The following is a 22,761-nucleotide window of genomic DNA, read 5'->3' as shown; positions in this document are numbered from 1 at the left end:
GACATTCTATTATGGATAAAGTAATTGCGAAAGATACGACCGTTGATAAAGCGATCCGAAAAGGTCTGGATTTGTTGGGCGTCGATAGCCATGAAGCCAATATCGTCGTAATCTCTGAAGGTAAAAAAGGGATTTTTGGATTCGGCCAAAAAGAAGCAGTCGTGGAAATCACGCGCAAAGAAATCAGGGACTTTGACGAACCCAGCGATATCCAATTAGCCGAAATCGAGGAAACAGTCGAAGATATCGTAGAAGATCTTGAAGAGGATTATCCGGAAACTGCGGAAAAGATATTGGCTGATCAACCTGAAATCGATCGAGTGATTTATTCGGATGAGGACGCGGAACATTTCCCGGAAGATTATGATGAAGAATCCGGCCGCGATGAAGCGATTGCCGCGGTGACTGCTTATCTTACTTCTGTAGCTGAAGCTTATGGGGCTCCCGCAATCGTAACGGTTGAAGAGAAGAACAATATGCTGATTTTCCAGATGGAAAGTGAAAAGGCGGGGTTATTGATCGGCAAATACGGCAAAATCGTCAATGCTTTGCAGATTTTGGCGCAAGCGCTGGTGCAACGTTATGTGCGTCGCCGCCTGTCCGTAATCGTGAATGTCGGCGACTACCGTGAGCGCAGAGCTGCCGTTTTGGAAAGCATCGCCGACCGTACTGCGGAACGCGTCATCAAAACGAAACAGCCCGTATTCCTTGAACCGCTGCCTGCTTTTGAAAGAAAACAAATCCATGCGCGTTTGAGCCAGAACAAACGCATCAAAACCCATTCCGAGGGCAAAGAGCCGCATCGTTATTTGGTCGTTGAGATAGCGGATTAAGCGTACATCGAAAAACCTTCACCAGGGATCAGCTTGATTCCCGGTGAAGGTTTTTTTATTTGGCTATTTTCTTGCTGCGTGGCACTCGGAAGAGGTCGCAAATTCTGCAAAGATGGACTAAACTGAAGATAATACAAGCGGAAACGAGGGATAGTATGGAAGAGTTTAAGGCTTTATGGGCGGAAAATGCAGGTGCGAAAGTGGAGACGATGGTCAGAACGTTCAAGAAAGAGGACTTGCCGGATGGAGAGGTTCTGATCGAAGTGCACTATTCGAGCGTCAACTACAAAGACGGGCTGGCCGGAACCAATCCGAAAAGCGGGGTCATCCGCAATTACCCGATGATTTTGGGGATTGATCTGAGCGGCGTGGTTGTGGAATCGCTCGATCCGGATTTCCGGGCAGGGGATAAGGTGGTCGTGACTGGCTATGGTCTAGGGGTGAGTCATTTCGGCGGATTCAGCCAATATGCCCGTGTCCCTGCAGCCTGGGTCGTGCCCTTGCCGGAATGGTTAAGCCTGAAGGAAGCGATGATCATCGGAACGGCCGGTTACACAGCGGCGGAATCAGTGGATGCTTTGGAGCAACAAGGCATCCGGCCGCAAACGGGTGCTGTTTTGGTGACTGGCGCTTCCGGCGGTGTCGGAGGCATGGCAATCGCTATGCTGAAGCGCCTAGGGTATACGGTCGAAGCTGTGTCCCGGAAAAAAGCGGACTGCACGGATTATCTGAAGCAACTGGGTGCTGAAGCGGTTCTCCATCCTGATGAAGTGGCACTGGAGAAGAAGCGGCCATTGGCTCAGCAGCGTTGGGCCGCAATCGTTGATCCGGTCGGCGGTCCGATGCTGCCGGAATTGTTGGCGCAGCTGCATTACGGCGGCTGTCTGGCTTTGAGCGGTAATGCCGGCGGAATCGCATTCGAAGCGACCGTTTTGCCATTCATCCTGAGAGGCGTCAAACTTGTGGGAATCGATTCGGTGAGCCATCCATACGCTGAACGCATCAAACTTTGGGAGCGCATGGCAAGCGATCTGAAGCCTGAAAATCTGGAGTTGCTGGTCGAACAAGAAATTACGCTGGAGGATTTGCCGGCGGCTTTCGGTAAGATCATGGACGGAAAGATGCATGGGCGTACGTTGGTGAAAGTGAAAAACGGGATATGATCGGCTTGGCATAATCAAGAAAAACGGCAAGGAATCAGGCTCATCCGATTCTGTTTGCCGTTTTTTTTAGTGGTGTTGTCCAGCTTGATAACGCTTCATAAAATAGCGAAAACGCGTAACTTGTCTATACAAGCGAAGGTTTCGCAGAAGGAAAACGTTTGCAATGCAAAGTTATTCGCGGTAAAATAATGACGTAAGTAACATGTCTATACAAGTTGAGGAGGAGAAAGAATGGTAGATTTCAACAAAGATGCAAAAGACTTACTGGAATATATCGGAGGATCCGATAATATTTCTGCAGTCAGTCACTGTGCCACCCGGATGCGTTTCGTCCTGAAGGATCCAACCGCTGCCAACGTCAAGAAGATCGAAGACATACCCGCAGTGAAAGGTACCTTCACCCAAGCAGGACAATTTCAAGTCATCATCGGCAATGAAGTGCCACAATTTTATAACGAGTTCGCGAAGGTATCCGGCAAAGAGGGCGTTTCGAAAGACGAGGCAAAAGCGGCGGCCAAGCAGAACCAAAATGTAGTGCAGCGTGCCATGGCTGTGCTGGCTGAAATCTTTACGCCGCTGATTCCGGCGATCGTAGTAGGGGGTCTTATCCTCGGATTCCGGAATGTGCTTGAAGGGATCAATTTCGCCAACGGCACGATCGTTTCCAATTCGCAGTTCTGGACAGGCGTCAATGATTTTCTTTGGCTGATCGGTGAGGCGATTTTCCACTTCTTGCCAGTCGGCATTACTTGGAGCATCACGAAAAAGATGGGCACTACGCAGATTCTGGGTATCGTTCTCGGGATTACATTGGTATCACCGCAATTATTGAATGCTTATGGTGTCGCTGGTGCAACAGAGATTCCGTTCTGGGATTTCGGTGCTTTCACGATCAACAAGATCGGCTATCAAGCACAAGTCATTCCCGCCATGTTGGCTGGGTTTGTGCTGGCCTATCTGGAGATTTGGCTGCGTAAATGGGTTCCGCAATATATTTCGATGATTGTGGTCCCATTGTTGGCCCTGGTTCCTACTGTCATCATCGCGCATACGGTGCTGGGCCCTATCGGTTGGACGATCGGACAATGGGTTTCCGAAGTCGTCTATGCCGGATTGACTGGGGACTTCAGATGGTTGTTCGGTCTGTTCTTCGGTACGCTGTATTCTCCGCTTGTCATCACAGGGCTTCATCATATGTCCAATGCCATCGACCTGCAGCTGATTGCTGATTTCGGCGGCACGAACCTGTGGCCGATGATCGCCCTTTCGAATATCGCACAAGGCTCGGCCGTGCTGGCAATCATCTTCCTGCACAGAGGCAATGAAAAAGAGGAACAAGTTTCCATCCCTGCTGCCATTTCCTGCTACTTGGGCGTAACCGAGCCGGCCATGTTCGGGATCAACATCAAATACATCTATCCGTTCGTTGCAGCCATGATTGGATCCGGAATCGCCGGATTGGTGGCTACGACCTTCAACGTCATGGCGAACAGTATCGGAGTCGGCGGGATTCCCGGGTTCCTGAGCATCCAGACCGATTCGATGGCTATGTTCTTCGTATGTATGGCCATCGCCATCGTCGTGCCGTTCCTGTTGACGATTGTGTTCGAAAAGAAACAACTTTTCGTTCCCAAAGGCGAAGTCGAGGACGCACCGGTTATCCAAACGCAAAAATAAAAAGTGAATTACTGAAGGCAAAAAGCTGTGACTGAAGCTTTTTGCCTTCAGTCATAGTAAGAAGACAGGGGGCTTTACAATGAAAGACTTTCAAAAAAAAGTGATCTATCAGCTTTATCCAAAATCATTCAAGGATTCCGATGGCAACGGTATCGGTGATCTCCAAGGGATCATCAGCAAAGTGCCCTATTTGGCGGAGTTAGGCATCGATATGATTTGGATGAATCCGATCTTCGTATCCCCGCAAATGGACAATGGATACGACATCACTGATTATTATGCCATCGATCCTGTTTTCGGCACGATGGCGGATTTTGAAGAACTGATCGGCAAGCTGAAGCAGCATGGCATCGAAATTATGTTCGACATGGTGTTCAATCATACATCGACCACACATGAGTGGTTCCGGAAAGCGTTGGCCGGGGACAAAGAGTACCAGGATTATTACATCATCCGCGATCCGAAAGCAGACGGCAGCCTGCCGACGAATTGGAGTTCAAAATTCGGCGGAGAGGCATGGGCACCTTTCGGGGATACCGGAAAGTACTATCTGCATCTGTTTGATGTCACGCAGGCGGATCTGAATTGGCGCAATCCGAAAGTGCGCCAGGAACTGCAGAAAGTCGTCAATTTCTGGTTGGAAAAGGGCATCAAGGGCTTCCGCTTCGACGTGTTGAACCTGATCGGCAAGGATGTCGCGCTGGTCGACAGTCAAGGAAGCAACGAGAAGAGCCTTTACACGGATCGTCCGATTGTCCATGATTATATCCACGAGCTGAATCAGGCATCGTTCGGCACGCTGGAGGACATCATCACAGTCGGCGAGATGTCTTCGACCACTGTCGAAAACGGAATCCTTTACTCGAATCCGGAAAGGAACGAATTGTCGATGATCTTCAGTTTCCACCATCTGAAAGTCGATTACAAAGACGGAGAAAAATGGACGGATCATCCGTTCGATTTCCTGGAACTGAAGCGGATTTTGAATGAGTGGCAGGCAGGCATGTCGGATGGGAACGGCTGGAACGCACTGTTCTGGAACAATCACGATCAGCCGCGCGCCAACAGCCGCTTCGGCGATCCGATCCATTATCCTTTCGAAACAGCCTCCATGCTGGCGCAAACGATCCATCTGCTGCGGGGCACGCCCTACATCTATCAGGGCGAGGAAATCGGCATGACGAATCCGGATTATGACGATATCAGCGTTTATCGGGATATCGAGTCGCACAATGCCTACCGTGATCTGAAACTTGCCGGCTTGCCGCACCTGGAGGCTATGCGCATCATCAAACAGAAATCCCGGGACAACAGCCGGACGCCGATGCAATGGGACAGCAGTCCGCACGCAGGCTTTACGACCGGCGAGCCTTGGCTGCAGGTGGCGGCCAATTATCCGGAAGTGAACGTCGAAAAGGAACTTGCTGAGGGGAAAATTTTCCGTTATTATCAGGAGTTGATCCGTATCCGGAAAGAACTTCCGGTCATTGCGGACGGTTCCTACGAGGGCATCCTCTTGGATGATCCCGAAGTGTTTGCCTACATCCGGGAGAACGATGAGGAAAAAGTGCTGGTCCTGAACCATTTCTATGCCGGGGAGTACACGATCAGCGTACCGGAGGAATGGGCAAGCAAGGCCAGCAGTTTCCTGGCGGGCAACTACGGGGAGAGACAGCTCACGCCGTCCTTCACGCTGAAGCCGTACGAAACCATCGCTTTCAGGATAATCAAATAGACAGTTAGTCACGTGATGACGAAACAAATGCACGCTGCCCCAAAGAAGGGTCAGCGTGCATTTGTTTGATTTCGGTAGCCAGTTCCGGAAAAGTCTTTAGGACAGTGTCCGCTTTTCGCCGTCAAGATCGATGATCGGTTGGATGTCCTGCACATATTCAAGTGTTCCCATATAGCTGCCGTCGTCATCCCTGACGGCGCGGTAAGTGACCAGGATGAATTTGCCCATCGCGCGGAACCACATTGATTCGCTTTCTTTCGCGCCTGATTTCAGGTCGGCGAGCAGTTTCGTGACGATCGGTAAGCTTTTCGGTGGATGGCAGTTCAGCACATCGCGGCCGATTGCGCTGCTCGTGCGCTTGAAGAACTTTTCTTCGCCATTGTCATTGTAGTAACGCACGATGTTGTCGGCATCCACAAAAGTCAATTCCAAAGGGATGTTGTTCAGCATCTTTTCCAACTGGTGCGGCGTCAGATGCCCGGTTTGGAAATTTATGTATGGATTTGCTTCAATCGTTTGTGTTTCATGTGAAACATTTTCTGGAAGGGACCGTTCCGGCACCCATTTTGCTTCCGGTTTGACGATGCAGTAGCCGATTTCCTCAGACTCTTCGGCGATCTGCAACCAGTGGTCCTCGTTGAAGATGTCGATGATCATCGGCAAGAGGATGTCTTCTTCCTTCGTGATCATTTCCGTCATTTCGTATTTCAGGTCGGAGAAGGCTTTCGGGATCGCGGCGAAGTCCTCTTTTTGCAGCAGGGTTTTGAAGCCTTTATACATGGCGCGGATATTGTCATCGACACCCCACATGACTTTCGGTGGGGCTGTGATGCCTTTGTTCTCCATGATCGGGAAGATGGCGTATTCCTTTCGGGCATAATGCTTATCGAATTCGCCGAGCAGCGCCAATTGTTTCTGGATGCCTTCCTTCAGGGTAGGTTCCTTCGTTTCGAGGTAAACAGCCAGTAATTTGCTGACCTTTTCCAGCGTATTTTCGATGGCCAAATTTTCGAGTTTCATAATTTGGATTGGATGGCCGGCATGCTGCTGTTCTGCTGAAGTGGTGTAGACCGCTTCGATGGATCCGCCGAAGAGCGAGGCGTGCACGTTGCAGAGGCGCTGGATGTCTTCGGCGTCAATCCCTTTGCCCATCAGGCCTTGCTCCATGACGGAAATTTCGTAGGCGCTGACGCCCGTGAAATGTTTCTTGAAGTCGGCTTGCACCGCATCCCAGTCCTCCCCTCTATGCAAGCGCAGGATGAGGCTCTGCAGAATGTCCTGGCGCTCCTGGAATTCCGTGGAACCCATGCGGGCAATTCCGCCGGTTGGAGCGGCCGGTTCTGCCGGTTCTGCCGGTTCGCTTGGAGCAACCGTTACTGCTGATGATGCCATTTCCTTCACGCTGAACCCGTTTTTGGCCAGCGTTTCGATGAATATGTCCTCCGGCACGTCATTGCGCTTGAGGGCTTTCCCGATGGTCATGATCCGGCCGGCGGTATTCAGCATCTTGTCGCTGCGCAACGGTTCGAAGCCCAGACTGATGATGACTTCCCTGATTTCAGGGTACTGCTTCACCAGATTGTAGACTGTATCGTTCAAACTGATTTCCTTCATAATTTTTCCACCTCTATTTGAAATTGTGAAATGTTTCTTTTAATTTTCGCGCTGGCTTCATTATACGTGAAAGGAGCTACTCAGTGCCAGAGCATTCGTACGTTGCAGCGATAGTTAGGGCAATGCCTTAGAAAGCGGTTGTGATATAATGAAGACAACTAAGACAGAAGGTGGGAAAAAAGATGAGAAAGAAAGTTTCGAACCTGATGGTAGCGTTGTTGGTACCCCTATTAGCTTCTTGCAGTCTCTTCGGAGGATCCGATTCCTCATCCGATTCTTCGGCTGCCAGCAGTGTGTCTTCATCCGTATCCACATCAACAGACAGCGGCTCGGCTTCCTCGTCCTCTTCTGAACCCGCAGATGCAGCGACAATCGAGGCTTATTATCCGTTCAGCGCATCCGTCTTCACAAAATATTTGGGTGAAGGGAATGAATACGCTTCCTTCACGGTCTATCCGCAATATATCGAAGGCAACCGTATGCAGATCACTTCCAACAACGGCGGCACTCAAATCGTGACGGTATTGGAACTAGCTGACGGGGAACTCAGAGAAGTATTCACGCGTCCGGAAACCTACTTCAGGGAAAATATGCTTGAAAAAACAGCAAGCGGCGATGCGGCAAACCAATTGGATATTCTGTTGAAGGAGCCTTTGGAAGTCGGGAACAGTTGGATGAATGCGAGCGGAGTCCCTTCCGAAATCACGAATCTGACGGCACAGATCGAAACACCGATGGGTAATTTCGAAGCGCTTGAAGTGACGACGACTTATGAAACCTCGACTACCAAGGACTATTACGTAAAGGATATGGGCTTGGTGAAACGGGTGACGGATCTTGGCGATGACATGGTCGTCTCCTCCAGTCTGGAAGCCCGCAACGAGAATGTTCCGGAAACGCAACAATTGCGCGTCTTTTATCCGGACAGCGAGCTGATGGGATTGGATGCATCAAGTATTGCCTTGTCCTATGCGACCAATGACGTTACCCGAACCATTCTGGCGGAGGCGCTGAAGAACGTTCCGGATGCTCCGGGGGGAAGTCTGATCGGACCGAACGTCTCCATCAACAGCTTGTCCTTGAGTGACGATGGACGCGTCTATGTGGACTTCTCGCAGGAATTCGTTTCTGAGATGAATGCCGGAACATCGGCGGAATCACTGATTTTGCAGGGTGTCGTCAATACGATCGGGGAATATTACGGTGTCCAGGAAGTCTACCTTACTGTGGCCGGAAACCCTTATGAATCAGGGCATATCCTGATGGCAGAAGGTGCCTATTTCACAGTTGATTATACGAACGTCAACGAATGAGCAACCCTTGCGTAAGCAAAAAAAAGATGAAGCCGGCTTGGCTTCATCTTTTTTCTTATAGGCTGTGTTTTCTGCGGGCGAACTCGACGAAGCGGAAGCGGTCCAAACGATGGCGCGACTCTGTGTACTGGAAAAGACGTGTGTCCTCCAGATAGACTTCGCTCTTTACGACGACGACGTGCGTGTCATCCTTCAGGTTCATCAGTTTGTGATCTTCCCGTGTCGCCGGCTCCACGACGAATTCCTTTTTGGCGTAAGCGATATTCAGGCCCAATTCATTCTCCAAGTAAGCATAAATGGAATTTTCGGCAGCTTCGGAAGGGATTTGATCGATGATGTCATGGAAGAGGTAATCCTTGTCCATGATGACGACTTCCCCGGCAATCTTGCGCAAGCGGATGAGTGAAATCACTTCGCGGCCGGGATCCACCTTCAGATTTTCGGCTAGGAAGTCCGGAAGGGTTTCTAGCTTATTTTTGATGACGATTGTTTCATTTGGGATTTGTTGGGAATCTTGAAGTTCTTTGAAACTGGTCAGCCCGGAAACGGGGAAATTGAAGCGTCTGATGTCAAGCACGATGGAACCTTTGCCTTGCTTCTTCTGGATATAGCCACCTTCCAGCAACAGAGCCAAAGCCTTTCTGATCGTTTCACGCGAAACATGATAGTGGTCCGAAAGCGTCTTTTCACTGGGCAACAGAGATCCTGTCTCGAATTCTGCATGTTCGATTTTTTTTCTCAAGTCCATATAGATATCAAAGAATTTATTCATGATCATCACTCCTTCTGTAAGTGGATGGGGTTGTTGGAAATAAAATAAATAAGTTGAAAAAATCGTGTTTAATAATATTATTCCAGTTTATTCTATAGGATAAATACGGAAATAAAAAGAGAATCAGTATTTTTTTAGTTTGGAAGGGCTTGCACATCATTATTTTATCATATTATTGCCATTTATGGTGAAAAAGGGTTGGTTTTTGAATAAAAAAAGCGTCACTTTTTTAATGTGAAATTAGACCATTGCTTCTTCACTTTCGAACAAAAACAGATTATTTCCGAACAAACAGGCTGATTTTCTCTAAAATTGTTTGGAATAATCGGAGATGATGTGCTATATTAAAAATGAAAAATTGATAATGGGGGAAAAATGCATGAATACGGTTGTTTCTGTCGTAATGGGTAGTACTTCTGACTGGGAAACTATGAAAGAAGCTTGCTTGATACTCGATGAATTCGGCATAGCTTATGAAAAGAAAGTCGTTTCGGCTCACCGGACACCGGATCTGATGTTCACTTTTGCTGAACAAGCACGGGCTGCGGGAACGAAAGTCATCATTGCCGGTGCAGGCGGCGCAGCGCACCTTCCGGGTATGATCGCTGCGAAAACGACCCTTCCGGTCATCGGTGTTCCTGTCCAATCACGCGCTTTGAGCGGAATGGATTCTTTGTTGTCCATCGTCCAGATGCCCGGCGGTGTTCCGGTTGCGACGGTAGCCATCGGCAAAGCAGGGGCAATCAATGCCGGTCTGCTGGCTGTACAGATCCTGTCGATCGAAAATCAGGATTTGGCCGATCGATTGGAAAAGAGACGGGAAGATTTAAAACAAAAAGTATTGGAAAGCAGTGAAGACCTTGTATAAAATACTGAAACCAAATGACGTGATCGGCATCATCGGCGGGGGACAATTAGGACGTATGCTGGCACAGTCCGCGAAGAGGATGGGTTTCACCGTCGGAATTTTGGATCCGGGCGAAAATTGCCCGGCAGCCCAAGTAGCGGATTGGCACATCCAGGCGGCATACGCTGATGCGGTGGCTTTGCGTGAATTGGCCGAAAAATCCGATGTCGTGACATTCGAATTTGAGAACATCGATGCGGCCGCGTTGCAGGAAGTGGAAACACTGTCCAGCATTCCGCAAGGCAGCGAAATTTTGACGATTACGCAGGACCGCATCAAGGAGAAGGAATTCCTTCAAACAGCTGGGGTATCGATTGCGCAATTCGCGGTAGTTGAAAATGCGGAGCAACTTGATGCTGCCATCGGCAAAATCGGCTATCCGAGTGTTTTAAAAACGACCCGTTTCGGGTATGATGGTAAGGGACAGGTTGTCCTGAGAACAGAAGCGGACAAAGAGGAAGCGATGAAGTTGGCGGCGGACAGCATCTGCGTTTTGGAGGCCTGGGTTCCCTTCACCAAAGAGCTTTCGGTCATGATCGTACGCAACCAAAAAGGTGAAGCTACGGTATTTCCGGTTTCCGAAAATATCCACATCAATAATATTCTGCACGAATCGATCGTGCCGGCCCGCGTAACGCCTGCGGTAGCCGAGAAAGCAAACAAGGCTGCCCACCAAATCGCTGATGCGCTGCAGTTGGTGGGTACGCTGGGCATCGAAATGTTCCTGGCTGCGGATGACACGATCTTCATCAATGAGTTGGCGCCGCGTCCGCATAATTCGGGCCATTACACAATCGAAGCAATGAACGTTTCCCAATTTGATGCCCATATCCAAGCAGTCGCCGGATTGCCGATGCCGACAGCGCGGCAATTGTCGCCCGCCATCATGGTAAATATCCTTGGGCAGCATATGGAAGGCACGATCGCGCTGCGGGAAGAAAAAGCGGATTGGTCTTTCCATTACTATGGCAAAGCTGAATCACGCACAGACAGAAAAATGGGACATATCACCATTTTGACGGATAATCAAGAAGCAACCTTAACAGAAATAGACAACACCCGAATCTGGAACGGAGGAACAATTTAAAATGATTACACGTTATACACGCCCTGAGATGGCTGAGGTTTGGTCCGAATACAATCGTTACAAATGCTGGTTGGAGGTCGAAATCCTGGCTGACGAAGCTTGGGCTGCCTTAGGCGAAATCCCTGCAGAAGACGTGGCTAAAATCCGCGCGAATGCAACTTTTGACATCGACCGTATCCTTGAAATCGAAAAAGAGACCAGACACGATGTAGTGGCGTTCACACGCGCTGTTTCCGAATCTTTGGGAGAAGAAAGAAAATGGGTCCACTATGGCCTGACGAGTACCGATGTGGTCGATACCGCCTATGGTTATCAATTGAAGCAAGCCAATGATATCCTGCGCAAGGATCTGCAGAACATGTTGGAAATCATCGGCAACAAGGCGAAAGAACACAAAAAGACTGTCTGCATGGGCCGTACGCATGGTGTACATGCTGAACCTACGACATTCGGATTGAAACTGGCTACCATGTATTCGGAAATGAAACGCAACATCGAGCGTTTTGAACATGCAGCTAAAGGCGTTGAAGCCGGTAAAATCAGCGGTGCTGTTGGAACTTTCGCAAACATCCCGCCATTCGTGGAAGAGTACGTCTGCGAAAAATTGGGCACAAGACCGCAAGAAATTTCGACGCAAGTTCTGCCGCGCGATCTGCATGCCGAATACATGGCAACGATCGCTTTGATTGCGACAAGCATCGAGCGCTTCGCGACAGAAATCCGTGGGCTTCAGAAATCGGAAACCCGTGAAGTGGAAGAATTCTTCGCGAAAGGGCAAAAAGGTTCTTCCGCTATGCCGCACAAACGCAACCCGATCGGTTCTGAAAATATGGTAGGTCTTGCGCGTGTCATCCGTGGCTACATGGTCACTGCTTACGAGAATGTAGGCTTATGGCATGAACGCGATATTTCCCACTCTTCAGCGGAACGCATCATCCTTCCGGACGCAACGACATTATTGAACTATCAATTGAACCGTTTTGCGAACATCATCAAGAACTTGACCGTGTTCCCTGAGAATATGCTCCGCAACATGAATGCGACATTCGGATTGATCTATAGCCAACGCGTTCTGTTGAAACTGATCGATAAAGGCATGAGCCGTGAAGAAGCTTATGACTTGGTACAGCCGAAGACTGCCCTTTCATGGGATAATCAAACCGATTTCCGTCCATTGGTGGAAGCGGACGAAGCAATCATGGCAAAATTAACGAAAGAAGACATCGATGATGCCTTCAACTATAACTATCACTTGAGTCATGTCGACGAAGTATTCGAAAGACTTGGTTTAGGCGACTGATGGAAAGGCTGGGACTACGGTTCCGGCCTTTTTGCGTCCACCGGATGCCTTGGAAACAGTGAAGAAAAACCGGAATTTATTTCAATTTTCATGAAAATCCCATTGACAAGCGGGTGGCAGATGATACAATATAAACGAATGAATTAGGTGTTTATACAAATTAATGTTCGGATTTAGAAAGGGACGGGAACGATGGAAAGAAAAGAATTGCTTTATACTGGGAAAGCTAAAAAGATGTACGCTACAGATCAGGAGAATGTCCTTTGGGCAGAATACCTAAATCAGGCTACCGCATTAAACGGCGTAAAGAAGGACACTATCGAGGGCAAAGGCAGACTCAACAACCAGATCACCGGCCGCATCTTCGAATATCTGGCTGAAAAGGGTATCGCGAGCCATTACATCCAAGAACTGTCAGAAACCGAACAATCAGTAAAAAGAGTCAATATGTTCCCATTGGAAGTGGTTGTCCGTAATGTATCCGCTGGAAGCTTCGCGAAACGTTTCGGAATGGAGGAAGGCATCGACTTGCCGTTCCCTGTTTTGGAATTCTATTACAAAGACGATGCGCTCAATGATCCTTTCATCAATGATGCCCATGTACAAGTTCTGGGAGCAGCAACAGATGAAGAAGTTGCGGAAATCAAGAAGCAAGCGCTGAAGATCAATGCAGCCTTGATCGAGATGTTCAAGGCAATCGGCATCCGCCTGATCGATTTCAAAATCGAATTCGGCAAGACTGCTGAGGGTGAAATCATCCTGGCTGATGAAATTTCACCGGATACTTGCCGTCTTTGGGATATCGAAACGAACGAACACTTGGACAAAGACATCTATCGCCGTGACTTGGGAGATCTGATCCCGGTCTACGTGGAAGTGCTGGACCGCCTGAACAAAATGTAAACCATCCGAAATGCAACCAATGAACGAAAAAAAAACGAAACAAAAAATAAAAAAACAAAAGCGAGGAATTTGGACATGTATAAAGTAACCGTGTATGTAACGTATAAAGACTCAGTATTGGATCCGCAAGGGGAAGCCGTGAAGGGTGCCGTCCACCGTATGGGCTACCCGACGATCGAAGATATCCGCATCGGAAAATATTTCGAAATCCAAGTTTCCAAAGATGAAGAGAACGTTGAACAAGTCATCGAAGAGATCTGCGACAAACTGCTGGCAAACGTGGTTATGGAAACTTACCGTTACGAAATCCAGGAGGTTGAAGCTTAATGAAATTCGCTGTCATCGTTTTTCCTGGATCTAACTGTGATTTAGATATGTATGCAGCCATTAAAGATATTCTTGGAGAAGATGCAGAGTATGTGCAACATTATGAAACAAGCCTTGAAGGTTTCGATGCTGTCCTATTGCCCGGCGGATTCACATATGGCGATTACTTGCGTACAGGTGCGATTGCCCGCTTTGCGAACATCATGAGCGAAGTGGTCCGTTTCGCTGAAGAAGGCAAGCCTGTATTCGGCACTTGCAACGGATTCCAGATTTTGGCTGAAGCCGGCTTATTGCCTGGTGCTTTGCGCCGCAATGATACCTTGAAGTTCGTCTGCAAACCGCAGGATCTTAAAGTCGTGAATGCCGATACGCAATTCACTTCCCTCTATAAAGAAGGCGAAATCATCTCTGTTCCGATCGCGCATGGTGAAGGAAACTACTTCTGCGATGCAGAGACTTTGGCGGACCTGAAAGCCAACAACCAAATCGTATTCACTTATGCCAACGGCAACCCGAACGGAAGCATCGAGGACATCGCCGGCATCATCAACAAAAAAGGCAACGTCCTAGGCATGATGCCTCACCCGGAGCGTGCTGTCGAAGCTTTGCTGGGATCAGCGGATGGCTTGCGCCTGTTCCAATCCATGGTTGAAAATTATAAGAAGGAGCTGAACAAATAATGGCATTTTTAGAACCAACGCCAGAACAAGTAAAAGAATCCAAAATTTATCGTGAATGGGGTCTGACAGACGAAGAGTACGGCACAATCTGCGATAAAATTTTGCATCGTTTGCCGAATTATACTGAAACTGGCCTGTTTGCCGTTATGTGGAGCGAACACTGTTCTTATAAAAACTCAAAACCAGTCCTGAGAAAATTCCCTACTACCGGCCCGCAAGTATTGCAAGGACCTGGTGAAGGTGCTGGTATCGTGGATATCGGCGACGGCCAGGCCGTCGTTTTCAAAGCGGAAAGCCACAACCATCCATCAGCTGTCGAGCCTTATGAAGGCGCAGCTACCGGCGTCGGCGGAATCATCCGTGACATCTTCAGCATGGGCGCACGCCCGATTGCGATCCTGGACTCTTTGCGTTTCGGCGAATTGGACAATGAGCGCACGAAACACATCTTCGAAGAAGTCGTTGCCGGCATCAGCGGTTACGGCAACTGTATCGGCATCCCGACTGTCGGCGGCGAAACGGTCTTTGACCCTTGCTACAGAGGCAATCCGTTAGTCAACGCAATGTGCGTCGGCTTGATCGATCAAAAAGATATGCAAAAAGGCCAAGCTGCCGGAGTCGGCAACTCGATCATGTACGTGGGTGCAAAAACAGGCCGCGATGGTATCCATGGCGCCACTTTCGCTTCCGAAGAATTCAAGGAAGAGGAAGAAGCGCAACGTTCTGCTGTCCAAGTAGGCGATCCGTTCATGGAAAAACTATTGATGGAAGCTTGTTTGGAATGCATTTATGACTACTCCGACGCTTTGATCGGTATCCAGGACATGGGGGCTGCCGGCTTGGTCTCTTCCAGCTCGGAAATGGCTTCAAAAGCAGGCAGCGGCCTGCTGTTGAATCTTGATGATGTTCCGCAGCGCGAAACAGAAATGACACCTTACGAAATGATGCTTTCCGAATCGCAGGAGCGTATGCTGTTGTGCATCAAGAAGGGCGAAGAGCAACGCATCGTCGACCTGTTCAAAAAATATGAATTGGATGCAGTCGTGATCGGTGAAGTTACCGATGATGGCATGTACCGTCTATCCCATGCAGGTAAAGTGGTGGCTGAACTTCCGGTTGATGCTTTGGCTGAAGATGCACCGGTCTACTACAAACCGACTGCAGTGCCTGCCCGCATCGCTGCATTCGCAGCTATGGAAAACTACAAACCTGTCTTCACATCAGCGCAGGATACATTAGTGGCTTTATTGCAACAAGCGACGTTGGCTTCCAAGAAGAGCGTCTATGACACATATGATTCCATGGTCCGCACCAGCACGGTCGTAGGACCAGGAAGCGATGCTGCAGTTGTCCGCGTTCGCGGCACCAAAAAAGCGATCGCAATGACAACCGACTGCAACGGCCGCTACCTGTATTTGAATCCAGAAATCGGCGGACAGATCGCTGTCGCTGAAGCTGCCCGCAATATCGTTGCCAGCGGCGGAAAACCATTGGCGATCACAGACTGCTTGAACTACGGAAATCCTGATAAACCAGAAATTTTCTGGGAATTGAGCACTTCCGCGGACGGCATCTCTGAAGCTTGCCGCCAATTGGATACGCCTGTCATCTCTGGTAACGTGTCCCTTTACAATGAAACCGACGGCGAAGCCGTTTATCCGACACCGATGATCGGTATGGTCGGTCTGATCGAGGATCTTGCGCACATCACTACGCAAGCTTTCAAAGCTGCAGGCGATCGCATTGTCCTGATCGGCGAAACCAAAGCTGATTTCAACGGTTCCGAACTGCAAAAAATGGAATTGGGCAAAATCGAAGGCAAACTGATGGACTTCGATTTGGCTGTCGAAAAAGAAAACCAAGCGAATGTACTGAAAGCAATCAAAGCTGGTCTGATTGAAAGCGCGCATGACCTATCCGAAGGCGGCTTGGCTGTCGGCCTGATGGAGAGCGTCTTTGACACTGGCTTAGGCTTCGACGTGACGGTTGCCATGGATAAAACATTGCTGTTCAGCGAAACGCAATCACGCTTCATCCTGACCGTGAAACCTGAAAATATTGCCGCAGTGGAAGCAATCTTCGGATCAGCTGCTGCACAAATCGGAACCGTGACAGCTGACGCTGTCGCAAAAATCGCTGCCGAGAACGAAACAATCACTTTGGATGTAAAAGAAGTACAAACGAAATGGGAGGAGGCTATTCCATGCTTGCTGAAACAAAAAGCTTAAACGAAGAATGTGGCGTATTCGGCATTTGGGGAGACGACAATGCCAGCCAGTTGACTTACTTCGGTTTGCACAGCTTGCAGCACCGCGGACAAGAGGGTGCAGGGATAGTTTCATGTGATGAAGGGAAATTGTTGGTGCACCGCAATCTTGGTCTGATCAGCGAAGTCTTCAAGGACGGAAATGATCTGCAGCGGTTGACCGGTAACCGTGCCATCGGACATGTGCGTTACTCCACTTCCGGCCAGAACAGCATAGAGAATGTGCAGCCGTTTTTGTACCATTTCTATGATATGGACATCGCCATTTGCCACAACGGCAACTTGGTGAATGCCAAAACATTGCGCCGCAACCTTGAGGAAAATGGCGCCATCTTCCACTCGACTTCGGATACGGAAGTTCTGATGCATCTGATCAGACGCAGCCAGAAAGACAGCTTGATCGAAAAGATCAAAGAGAGCTTGAACCAGGTCAAAGGCGGCTTCACTTATATCCTTTTGACTGAAGAGAAAATGTTCGGTGCCGTCGATCCGAATTCATTCCGTCCGCTTGTCATCGGCCAATTGCCGAATGGTGCGTATGTGATGGCCAGCGAAACGTGTGCCATCGATACGATCGGTGCTGATTTTGTCCGCAACGTCAATGCCGGCGAACTGGCGATCATTGACGACAACGGCTTGACGATCGAAAAATATACCGACGATACAACCATTTCCATCGCTGCGATGGAGTATATCTACTTCGCGCGTCCGGATTCCAATATTGCCGGCGTGAACGTACATACAGCGCGCAAACGGATGGGAACGCGTTTGGCCATCGAAGCACCTGCAGTGACTGCCGATATCGTCATCGGTGTGCCAAACTCTTCCTTGTCCGCGGCGAGCGGATTCGCGGAAGAGAGCGGAACACCTTACGAAATGGGACTGATCAAGAACCAATATGTCGGACGTACATTCATCCAACCGACGCAGGAACTGCGCGAATTGGGCGTAAAAATGAAGTTGTCCGCCGTAAAAGGGGTTGTCCAAGGCAAGAGCGTCGTCATGGTGGATGATTCCATCGTGCGCGGGACGACCAGCAAACGCATCGTGACTTTATTGAAAGAAGCGGGAGCCAAAGAAGTGCATGTCCGCATCTCTTCCCCGCCTTTGATCTACCCAAGTTTTTACGGCATCGACATCAGCAAGTCAGCTGAACTGATCGCCGCTAAAATGACCGTCGATGAAATCTGTGAATATATCGGTGCAGACAGCTTGGCTTTCCTTAGCCAAGAGGGTCTGATCGATTCAATCGGATTGAAATTTGATATGCCGTATTCAGGCTTATGCATGGACAGCTTCAACGGGGACTACCCGACTGGGCTGTATGACTATGAAGCGGATTACGTGAACAATATGACAGCTATCCAAAAAGAGAATCTAAAGGGAGGACAAGTTTGATGGAAAACGCATATGCAAAAGCGGGTGTGGATGTCACAGCCGGTTATGAAACAGTAAGCCGCATCAAGAAACACATCGACCGCACAAAACGTCCAGGCGTTTTTGGCGAAGTCGGCGGATTCGGCGGAAACTTTGACCTTTCTGAATTGAACTACAAAAAACCTGTGCTTGTATCGGGTACGGACGGAGTCGGCACGAAGCTGATGCTGGCCATCGAAGCCGGAAAATTCGATACGATCGGGATCGATTGTGTCGCAATGTGCGTCAACGATGTCGTAGCGCAAGGCGCAGAACCTCTTTACTTCTTGGATTATGTAGCTGTCGGAAAAAACCGTCCGGAAAAACTGGAGCAGATCGTTGCTGGCGTAGCTGAAGGCTGCGTCCAAGCCGGTGCTGCCCTGATCGGCGGAGAAACAGCTGAAATGCCTGATATGTACGATCCGGAAGATTTCGATCTGGCTGGATTTACGGTAGGGATTGCGGAAAAAGATGCTTTGCTGACACCTGCCTTGATCAAAGAAGGGGATGTGCTGGTTGGATTGCCTTCATCAGGCATCCATTCGAACGGCTACTCCTTGGTGCGCAAAATCTTCTTCAAGGACAATGACTACAAATTGGCCGACAAAGTGGAAGGCATCGAAGACCAAGAATTGGGCGATGTTTTATTGACGCCTACAAGAATCTACGTGAATGCCTTATTGCCGCTGATCAAAAAACAGCTGTTGCATGGCGTTGCCCACATCACAGGCGGCGGCTTCGTCGAAAACGTGCCGCGCATGCTTCCTGAGAACGTCCAAGCGGAAATCAAATTAGGCAGCTGGCCTGTCTTGCCGATTTTCCAAGTGATGGAAAAAATCGGCAACATTCCGGCTCTTGAAATGTACGAAATCTTCAACATGGGCATCGGCATGGTGCTCGCGGTCGCTCCCGAAAACTTGACGGAAGTGCTGGGCATTCTGACTGAGAACGATGAAAAAGCCTATGTGATCGGATCCGTGGCTGCAAAAACATCAGAAAAAGAGGTTATCCTGAAAGAGGCTCAAGCATGAGGATAGCTGTCTTTGCTTCAGGAAACGGTTCGAATTTTCAAGCCATCGCCGAAGCCATCGCGTCCGGCGAAGTGGATGCGACGATCGCTTTCCTGTTCTGCGACAAGCCGAAAGCCTATGCGATCGAGCGCGCCAAACAATACAATATCCCGGTGATCTCCTTTACGCCGAAAGGCTTCGAGGATCGGGTCGCCTACGAAAATGAAATTTTGAAGCATTTGGCTGAGGAGAAGGTCGACTTGGTTGTCTTGGCCGGCTATATGCGGATCGTTGGACCGACTTTGCTATCGGCCTACGCCGACCGCATCGTCAACATCCACCCGTCCTTGCTGCCGGATTTCCCGGGTCGGCATGGCATCCAGGACGCCTTCGAAGCAGGCGTTCCGGAAACCGGCGTCACCGTCCATTTCGTCGATGAAGGGGTCGACACCGGTCCGATCATCGCGCAAGAAAAAGTGGCGATCCTTCCGGAGGATACGCTGGAGACTTTGGAGACCCGGATCCATCAAGTGGAGCACCGGATCTTCCCGCAAGTGATCCAGCAATTGGCTCAAAAGAATAAAGGCTAACAAAATGGATGAGGACTCCGCGATTGCGGAAGTCCTTCCTTTTGTTAGAACCGCATGAATCCATCATAAATTTAAGGAGTGACACACAGTGACAAGAGCATTGATCAGTGTTTCAGATAAAACAGGCGTAGTAGCATTTGCGCAGGCATTAGCAGCAAAAGGAATCGAAATCATCTCAACTGGCGGAACGAAGAAGGCTTTGGAAGATGCAGGCGTACCGACTATTTCCGTAGAGGATGTAACCGGCTTTCCTGAAATGATGGATGGCCGCGTAAAAACTTTGCACCCACTGATCCATGGCGGACTTTTGGGCAGACGTGATCTTGCGGACCATATGGAAGCTATGAAAGAGCACAATATTGCACCGATTGATTTCGTTGTCGTCAACCTGTACCCATTCAAAGAAACCATCAGCAAAAATGATGTGACTTTGGCTGATGCCATCGAAAACATCGACATCGGCGGACCGAGCATGCTCCGCAGCGCGGCTAAGAACTACGCAAGCGTGACGGTTTTGACCGATCCGATCGACTATGAAAAAGTCCTTGCCGAATTGGAAGCTGCCGGTGAAACGACTTTCGAAACGCGCCAAGCTTTGGCTGCAAAAGTATTCCGTCACACAGCCAGCTATGATGCTTTGATCGCACAATATTTGACTAATGTGGTCGGCGAAACCGAGCCTGAAAAATTGACTTTGACTTATGATCTGAAACAGAGCCTGCGCTACGGAGAAAACGGCCACCAAACAGCGACTTTCTACCAAGAACCTTTGGCGGTGCCGTTCTCTATCGCGAGCGCGGTCCAATTGCACGGAAAAGAATTATCCTACAACAACATCAAAGATGCTGATGCTGCCATCCGCATCGCCCGCGAATTCGACGAACCGGCTGTGGTTGCTGTCAAGCACATGAATCCATGTGGCGTCGGTATCGCAGACGACATCGATGCAGCCTTCGATCGTTGCTATGCAGCTGATCCTGTCTCCATCTTCGGCGGCATTGTGGTTGCGAACCGTCCTTTGGATGTGGCGACTGCCGAAAAACTGAACAGCATGTTCCTGGAAATCGTTCTGGCGCCAAGCTATACGGAAGAGGCTTTAGCTATCCTGACGAAGAAAAAGAACATCCGCATCATGACCTTGGACTTCGCTGCCGCAAAAGCAGGCGGAAAAGAATTTGTCTCCGTATTGGGCGGCATGCTGGAACAGACTCAGGACATCAACACTGATGATGTGCCAGCCAATTGGGAAGTCATGACCGAGCGTCAACCGACTGAAGACGAAATGAAAGCAATGGATTTCGCCTGGAAAGTCGTTAAACACGTGAAGAGCAACGCCATCGTATTGGCAAACAGCAAACAGACAGTCGGCATCGGCGCAGGCCAGATGAACCGTGTCGGATCCGTCAAAATCGCCATCGAGCAAGCTGAAGCGGCCAACGCCATCGAAGGCGCTGTATTGGCGAGTGATGCTTTCTTCCCGATGAACGACAGCGTGGAATATGCTGCCAAACACGGCATCAAAGCGATTGTTCAACCAGGCGGCAGCATCAAGGACCAAGATTCGATCGAAATGGCAAACAAATACGGCATCACGATGCTGAAAACAAGCGTAAGACACTTCAGACACTAAAAACAAGATGTGATGAAATCCGTTTAGACCCTGAGCACTAAGAGGACAAACGCAAAGCGGACGCTTTTTGTCCGTGTGCGTTTGTCAACTTAGGCGGAGGGGTCTGGATTTCAGAACTCGATTAAGAGCCATGACAAATCCTACGCTCAAACTCTAGGATTCAGAACTCGTTTAAAAAAGCACCAGTTCAGCAATATCAAGCTTCATATAAAAGGTTGGAGGATCTCAAAGATGAAACTTCTTGTAATCGGCAGTGGCGGACGCGAACATGCCATCGCTAAAAAATTAACTCAAAGCCCGTTGGTGGAGACTGTTTACTGCGCCAAAGGCAACCCAGGGATGGCCCAGGACGGCATCACGTTAGTCGACATTGCGGAAAACGACCATCAAGGATTGGTTCAATTCGTCAAAGACAACAACATCGCTTGGACTTTCGTCGGACCGGAAATCCCTTTGTTTGAAGGGGTAACGGATGTATTTGAAGCGGCTGGCCTGAAAGTCTTCGGACCCAGCAAAAAAGCGGCTGACCTGGAATGCTCCAAGCAGTTCGCAAAAGACCTGATGAAAAAATACGGCATCCCGACTGCAGCCTACGAGACATTCGAGGACTATGAAGCAGCGGTTGCTTACGTGGAAGCCAATGGTGTTCCGATTGTCATCAAGGCGGACGGTCTGGCAGCCGGAAAAGGCGTCGTTGTCGCAATGACGATGACCGAGGCTCTGGATGCGCTGAACGACATGCTCCTGCAAGGCAAATATGCAGCCGGCAAGCCGAAAGTCGTCATTGAAGAGTACCTTGAAGGGGAAGAATTCTCGTTGTTCGCGCTGGCGAATGGTGCGAAGTATTACTATTCAGGCGTCGCACAAGACCACAAACGCGCCTATGATGGCGACAAAGGACCTAATACGGGCGGCATGGGTGCATATTCCCCAGTACCGCAAGTATCCGAAGCTATGATTCAAGAAGTGCTGGATACGGTCGTAAAACCGACTGTAGAGGCGATGGTGGCTGAGGGCATCCCATTCAAGGGAGTTGTGTATGCCGGCTTGATGATCACCGCCAAAGGGTTGCGCGTCATCGAATTCAATGCCCGTTTCGGCGATCCGGAAACACAGGTCATCATGAACCAGATGGCTTCCGACTTGGCGCAAGTCATCGATGACATCCTGAACGGAAAAGATCCGGTCATCGAAATGTATACCGATCGTTACACTTTAGGTGTTGTTGTTGCCGCTGAAGGCTATCCGGAAGCGCCAATGAAAGACATCCCGTTGCCTGATCTGGATACGGAAAATGCGGATTGCATCGTCTATGCAGCAGGTGTGAAGTCTGGCGAACAAGGACTATTGTCAAACGGCGGTCGCATCCTGCTGGTCGCTGGCCAAGGCGAAACGCTCCAAGCTGCGCAAGACAAAGCTTACCGTTACTTGAGTGCAAATCCGATCGCGCATACGTTCTATCGTTCCGACATCGGAGCAAAAGCGATCCGTTTTACAGAAAAATAGCAAGGTGAGGGGGAGGCTTCGGTTCTCCCTCT

19 protein-coding genes are annotated in these 22,761 nt (G+C 49.4%); 17 read left to right on the top strand and 2 right to left on the bottom strand.

Going from position 1 to position 22,761, the window contains the following annotated elements; genetic code table 11:
* Positions 1–11 precede the first annotated feature (11 nt).
* From jag to treC, 4 genes are all read left to right on the top strand, one after another.
* Positions 12–833, top strand: coding sequence for an RNA-binding cell elongation regulator Jag/EloR (jag, locus tag BM184_RS10050; protein WP_086942863.1), 822 nt, complete (start codon positions 12–14; stop codon positions 831–833).
* 155 nt (positions 834–988) lie between these two features.
* Positions 989–1,996 carry an oxidoreductase gene (locus tag BM184_RS10045; RefSeq protein ID WP_086942864.1) on the top strand — a complete coding sequence of 336 codons (1,008 nt, stop codon included), beginning with the start codon at positions 989–991 and terminating at the stop codon, positions 1,994–1,996.
* Between the two features lie 231 nt (positions 1,997–2,227).
* On the top strand, positions 2,228–3,673 hold the full coding sequence (gene treP / locus BM184_RS10040; RefSeq protein WP_086942865.1) for a PTS system trehalose-specific EIIBC component: 1,446 nt from the start codon (positions 2,228–2,230) through the stop codon (positions 3,671–3,673).
* A 79-nt stretch (positions 3,674–3,752) separates the two neighbouring features.
* Complete coding sequence (treC, locus tag BM184_RS10035) at positions 3,753–5,408, top strand: alpha,alpha-phosphotrehalase (protein WP_086942866.1); 1,656 nt, start codon at positions 3,753–3,755, stop codon at positions 5,406–5,408.
* Between the two features lie 96 nt (positions 5,409–5,504).
* On the opposite strand, the gene BM184_RS10030 is transcribed toward treC, so the two are convergent.
* Positions 5,505–7,022 carry a DUF438 domain-containing protein gene (locus BM184_RS10030; protein ID WP_086942867.1) on the bottom strand — a complete coding sequence of 506 codons (1,518 nt, stop codon included), beginning with the start codon at positions 7,020–7,022 and terminating at the stop codon, positions 5,505–5,507.
* Between the two features lie 182 nt (positions 7,023–7,204).
* On the opposite strand from BM184_RS10030, the gene BM184_RS10025 reads away from it, so the two are divergent.
* Positions 7,205–8,335: a GerMN domain-containing protein gene (locus tag BM184_RS10025; protein WP_086942868.1), complete on the top strand. Its 1,131-nt coding sequence runs from the start codon at positions 7,205–7,207 to the stop codon at positions 8,333–8,335.
* Positions 8,336–8,390: 55 nt separating this feature from the next.
* On the opposite strand, the gene treR is transcribed toward BM184_RS10025, so the two are convergent.
* Positions 8,391–9,107: a trehalose operon repressor gene (gene treR / locus BM184_RS10020; RefSeq protein WP_086942869.1), complete on the bottom strand. Its 717-nt coding sequence runs from the start codon at positions 9,105–9,107 to the stop codon at positions 8,391–8,393.
* A gap of 379 nt (positions 9,108–9,486) precedes the next feature.
* Between treR and purE the strand changes: the two genes are divergently transcribed.
* The 12 genes from purE to purD all read left to right on the top strand — a co-directional run bounded on the left by purE (position 9,487) and on the right by purD (position 22,729).
* Positions 9,487–9,975: a 5-(carboxyamino)imidazole ribonucleotide mutase gene (purE, locus tag BM184_RS10015; RefSeq protein WP_086942870.1), complete on the top strand. Its 489-nt coding sequence runs from the start codon at positions 9,487–9,489 to the stop codon at positions 9,973–9,975.
* A complete protein-coding gene (gene purK, locus BM184_RS10010; RefSeq protein WP_375152984.1) occupies positions 9,959–11,101 on the top strand; it encodes a 5-(carboxyamino)imidazole ribonucleotide synthase in 1,143 nt (380 codons plus the stop codon). The genes purE and purK overlap by 17 nt, the downstream gene beginning before the upstream one ends.
* Position 11,102: 1 nt before the next feature.
* Positions 11,103–12,401 (top strand): adenylosuccinate lyase, encoded by a 1,299-nt coding sequence (gene purB / locus BM184_RS10005; protein ID WP_086942872.1) that lies wholly within the window; start codon positions 11,103–11,105, stop codon positions 12,399–12,401.
* A gap of 192 nt (positions 12,402–12,593) precedes the next feature.
* Positions 12,594–13,304 carry a phosphoribosylaminoimidazolesuccinocarboxamide synthase gene (purC, locus tag BM184_RS10000; protein ID WP_086942873.1) on the top strand — a complete coding sequence of 237 codons (711 nt, stop codon included), beginning with the start codon at positions 12,594–12,596 and terminating at the stop codon, positions 13,302–13,304.
* Positions 13,305–13,379: 75 nt separating this feature from the next.
* Entirely contained in the window at positions 13,380–13,631 is a 252-nt protein-coding gene (gene purS, locus BM184_RS09995; RefSeq protein ID WP_068562113.1) for a phosphoribosylformylglycinamidine synthase subunit PurS, read from the top strand.
* The gene (gene purQ / locus BM184_RS09990) at positions 13,631–14,311 is read left to right on the top strand and encodes a phosphoribosylformylglycinamidine synthase subunit PurQ (protein WP_086628702.1); all 681 of its coding nucleotides are present in this window, start codon (positions 13,631–13,633) and stop codon (positions 14,309–14,311) included. Before purS ends, purQ begins: the two co-directional genes overlap by 1 nt.
* On the top strand, positions 14,311–16,539 hold the full coding sequence (gene purL, locus BM184_RS09985) for a phosphoribosylformylglycinamidine synthase subunit PurL (RefSeq protein ID WP_086942874.1): 2,229 nt from the start codon (positions 14,311–14,313) through the stop codon (positions 16,537–16,539). Before purQ ends, purL begins: the two co-directional genes overlap by 1 nt.
* A complete protein-coding gene (gene purF / locus BM184_RS09980) occupies positions 16,515–17,975 on the top strand; it encodes an amidophosphoribosyltransferase (RefSeq protein ID WP_086942875.1) in 1,461 nt (486 codons plus the stop codon). The genes purL and purF overlap by 25 nt, the downstream gene beginning before the upstream one ends.
* Positions 17,975–19,024 (top strand): phosphoribosylformylglycinamidine cyclo-ligase, encoded by a 1,050-nt coding sequence (purM, locus tag BM184_RS09975; RefSeq protein WP_086942876.1) that lies wholly within the window; start codon positions 17,975–17,977, stop codon positions 19,022–19,024. The genes purF and purM overlap by 1 nt, the downstream gene beginning before the upstream one ends.
* Complete coding sequence (purN, locus tag BM184_RS09970) at positions 19,021–19,593, top strand: phosphoribosylglycinamide formyltransferase (protein ID WP_086628698.1); 573 nt, start codon at positions 19,021–19,023, stop codon at positions 19,591–19,593. The genes purM and purN overlap by 4 nt, the downstream gene beginning before the upstream one ends.
* An 88-nt stretch (positions 19,594–19,681) precedes the next feature.
* Positions 19,682–21,223 carry a bifunctional phosphoribosylaminoimidazolecarboxamide formyltransferase/IMP cyclohydrolase gene (gene purH, locus BM184_RS09965; RefSeq protein WP_086942877.1) on the top strand — a complete coding sequence of 514 codons (1,542 nt, stop codon included), beginning with the start codon at positions 19,682–19,684 and terminating at the stop codon, positions 21,221–21,223.
* A 231-nt stretch (positions 21,224–21,454) separates the two neighbouring features.
* Complete coding sequence (purD, locus tag BM184_RS09960) at positions 21,455–22,729, top strand: phosphoribosylamine--glycine ligase (protein ID WP_086942878.1); 1,275 nt, start codon at positions 21,455–21,457, stop codon at positions 22,727–22,729.
* Positions 22,730–22,761 lie beyond the last annotated feature (32 nt).

Origin of the sequence: Trichococcus pasteurii, from assembly GCF_900112935.1 — a bacterium.
Taxonomy (GTDB): Bacteria; Bacillota; Bacilli; order Lactobacillales; family Aerococcaceae; genus Trichococcus; species Trichococcus pasteurii.
Note: the sequence above shows the minus strand (reverse complement) of the source record. Positions and strands in the feature narration are given on the sequence as shown.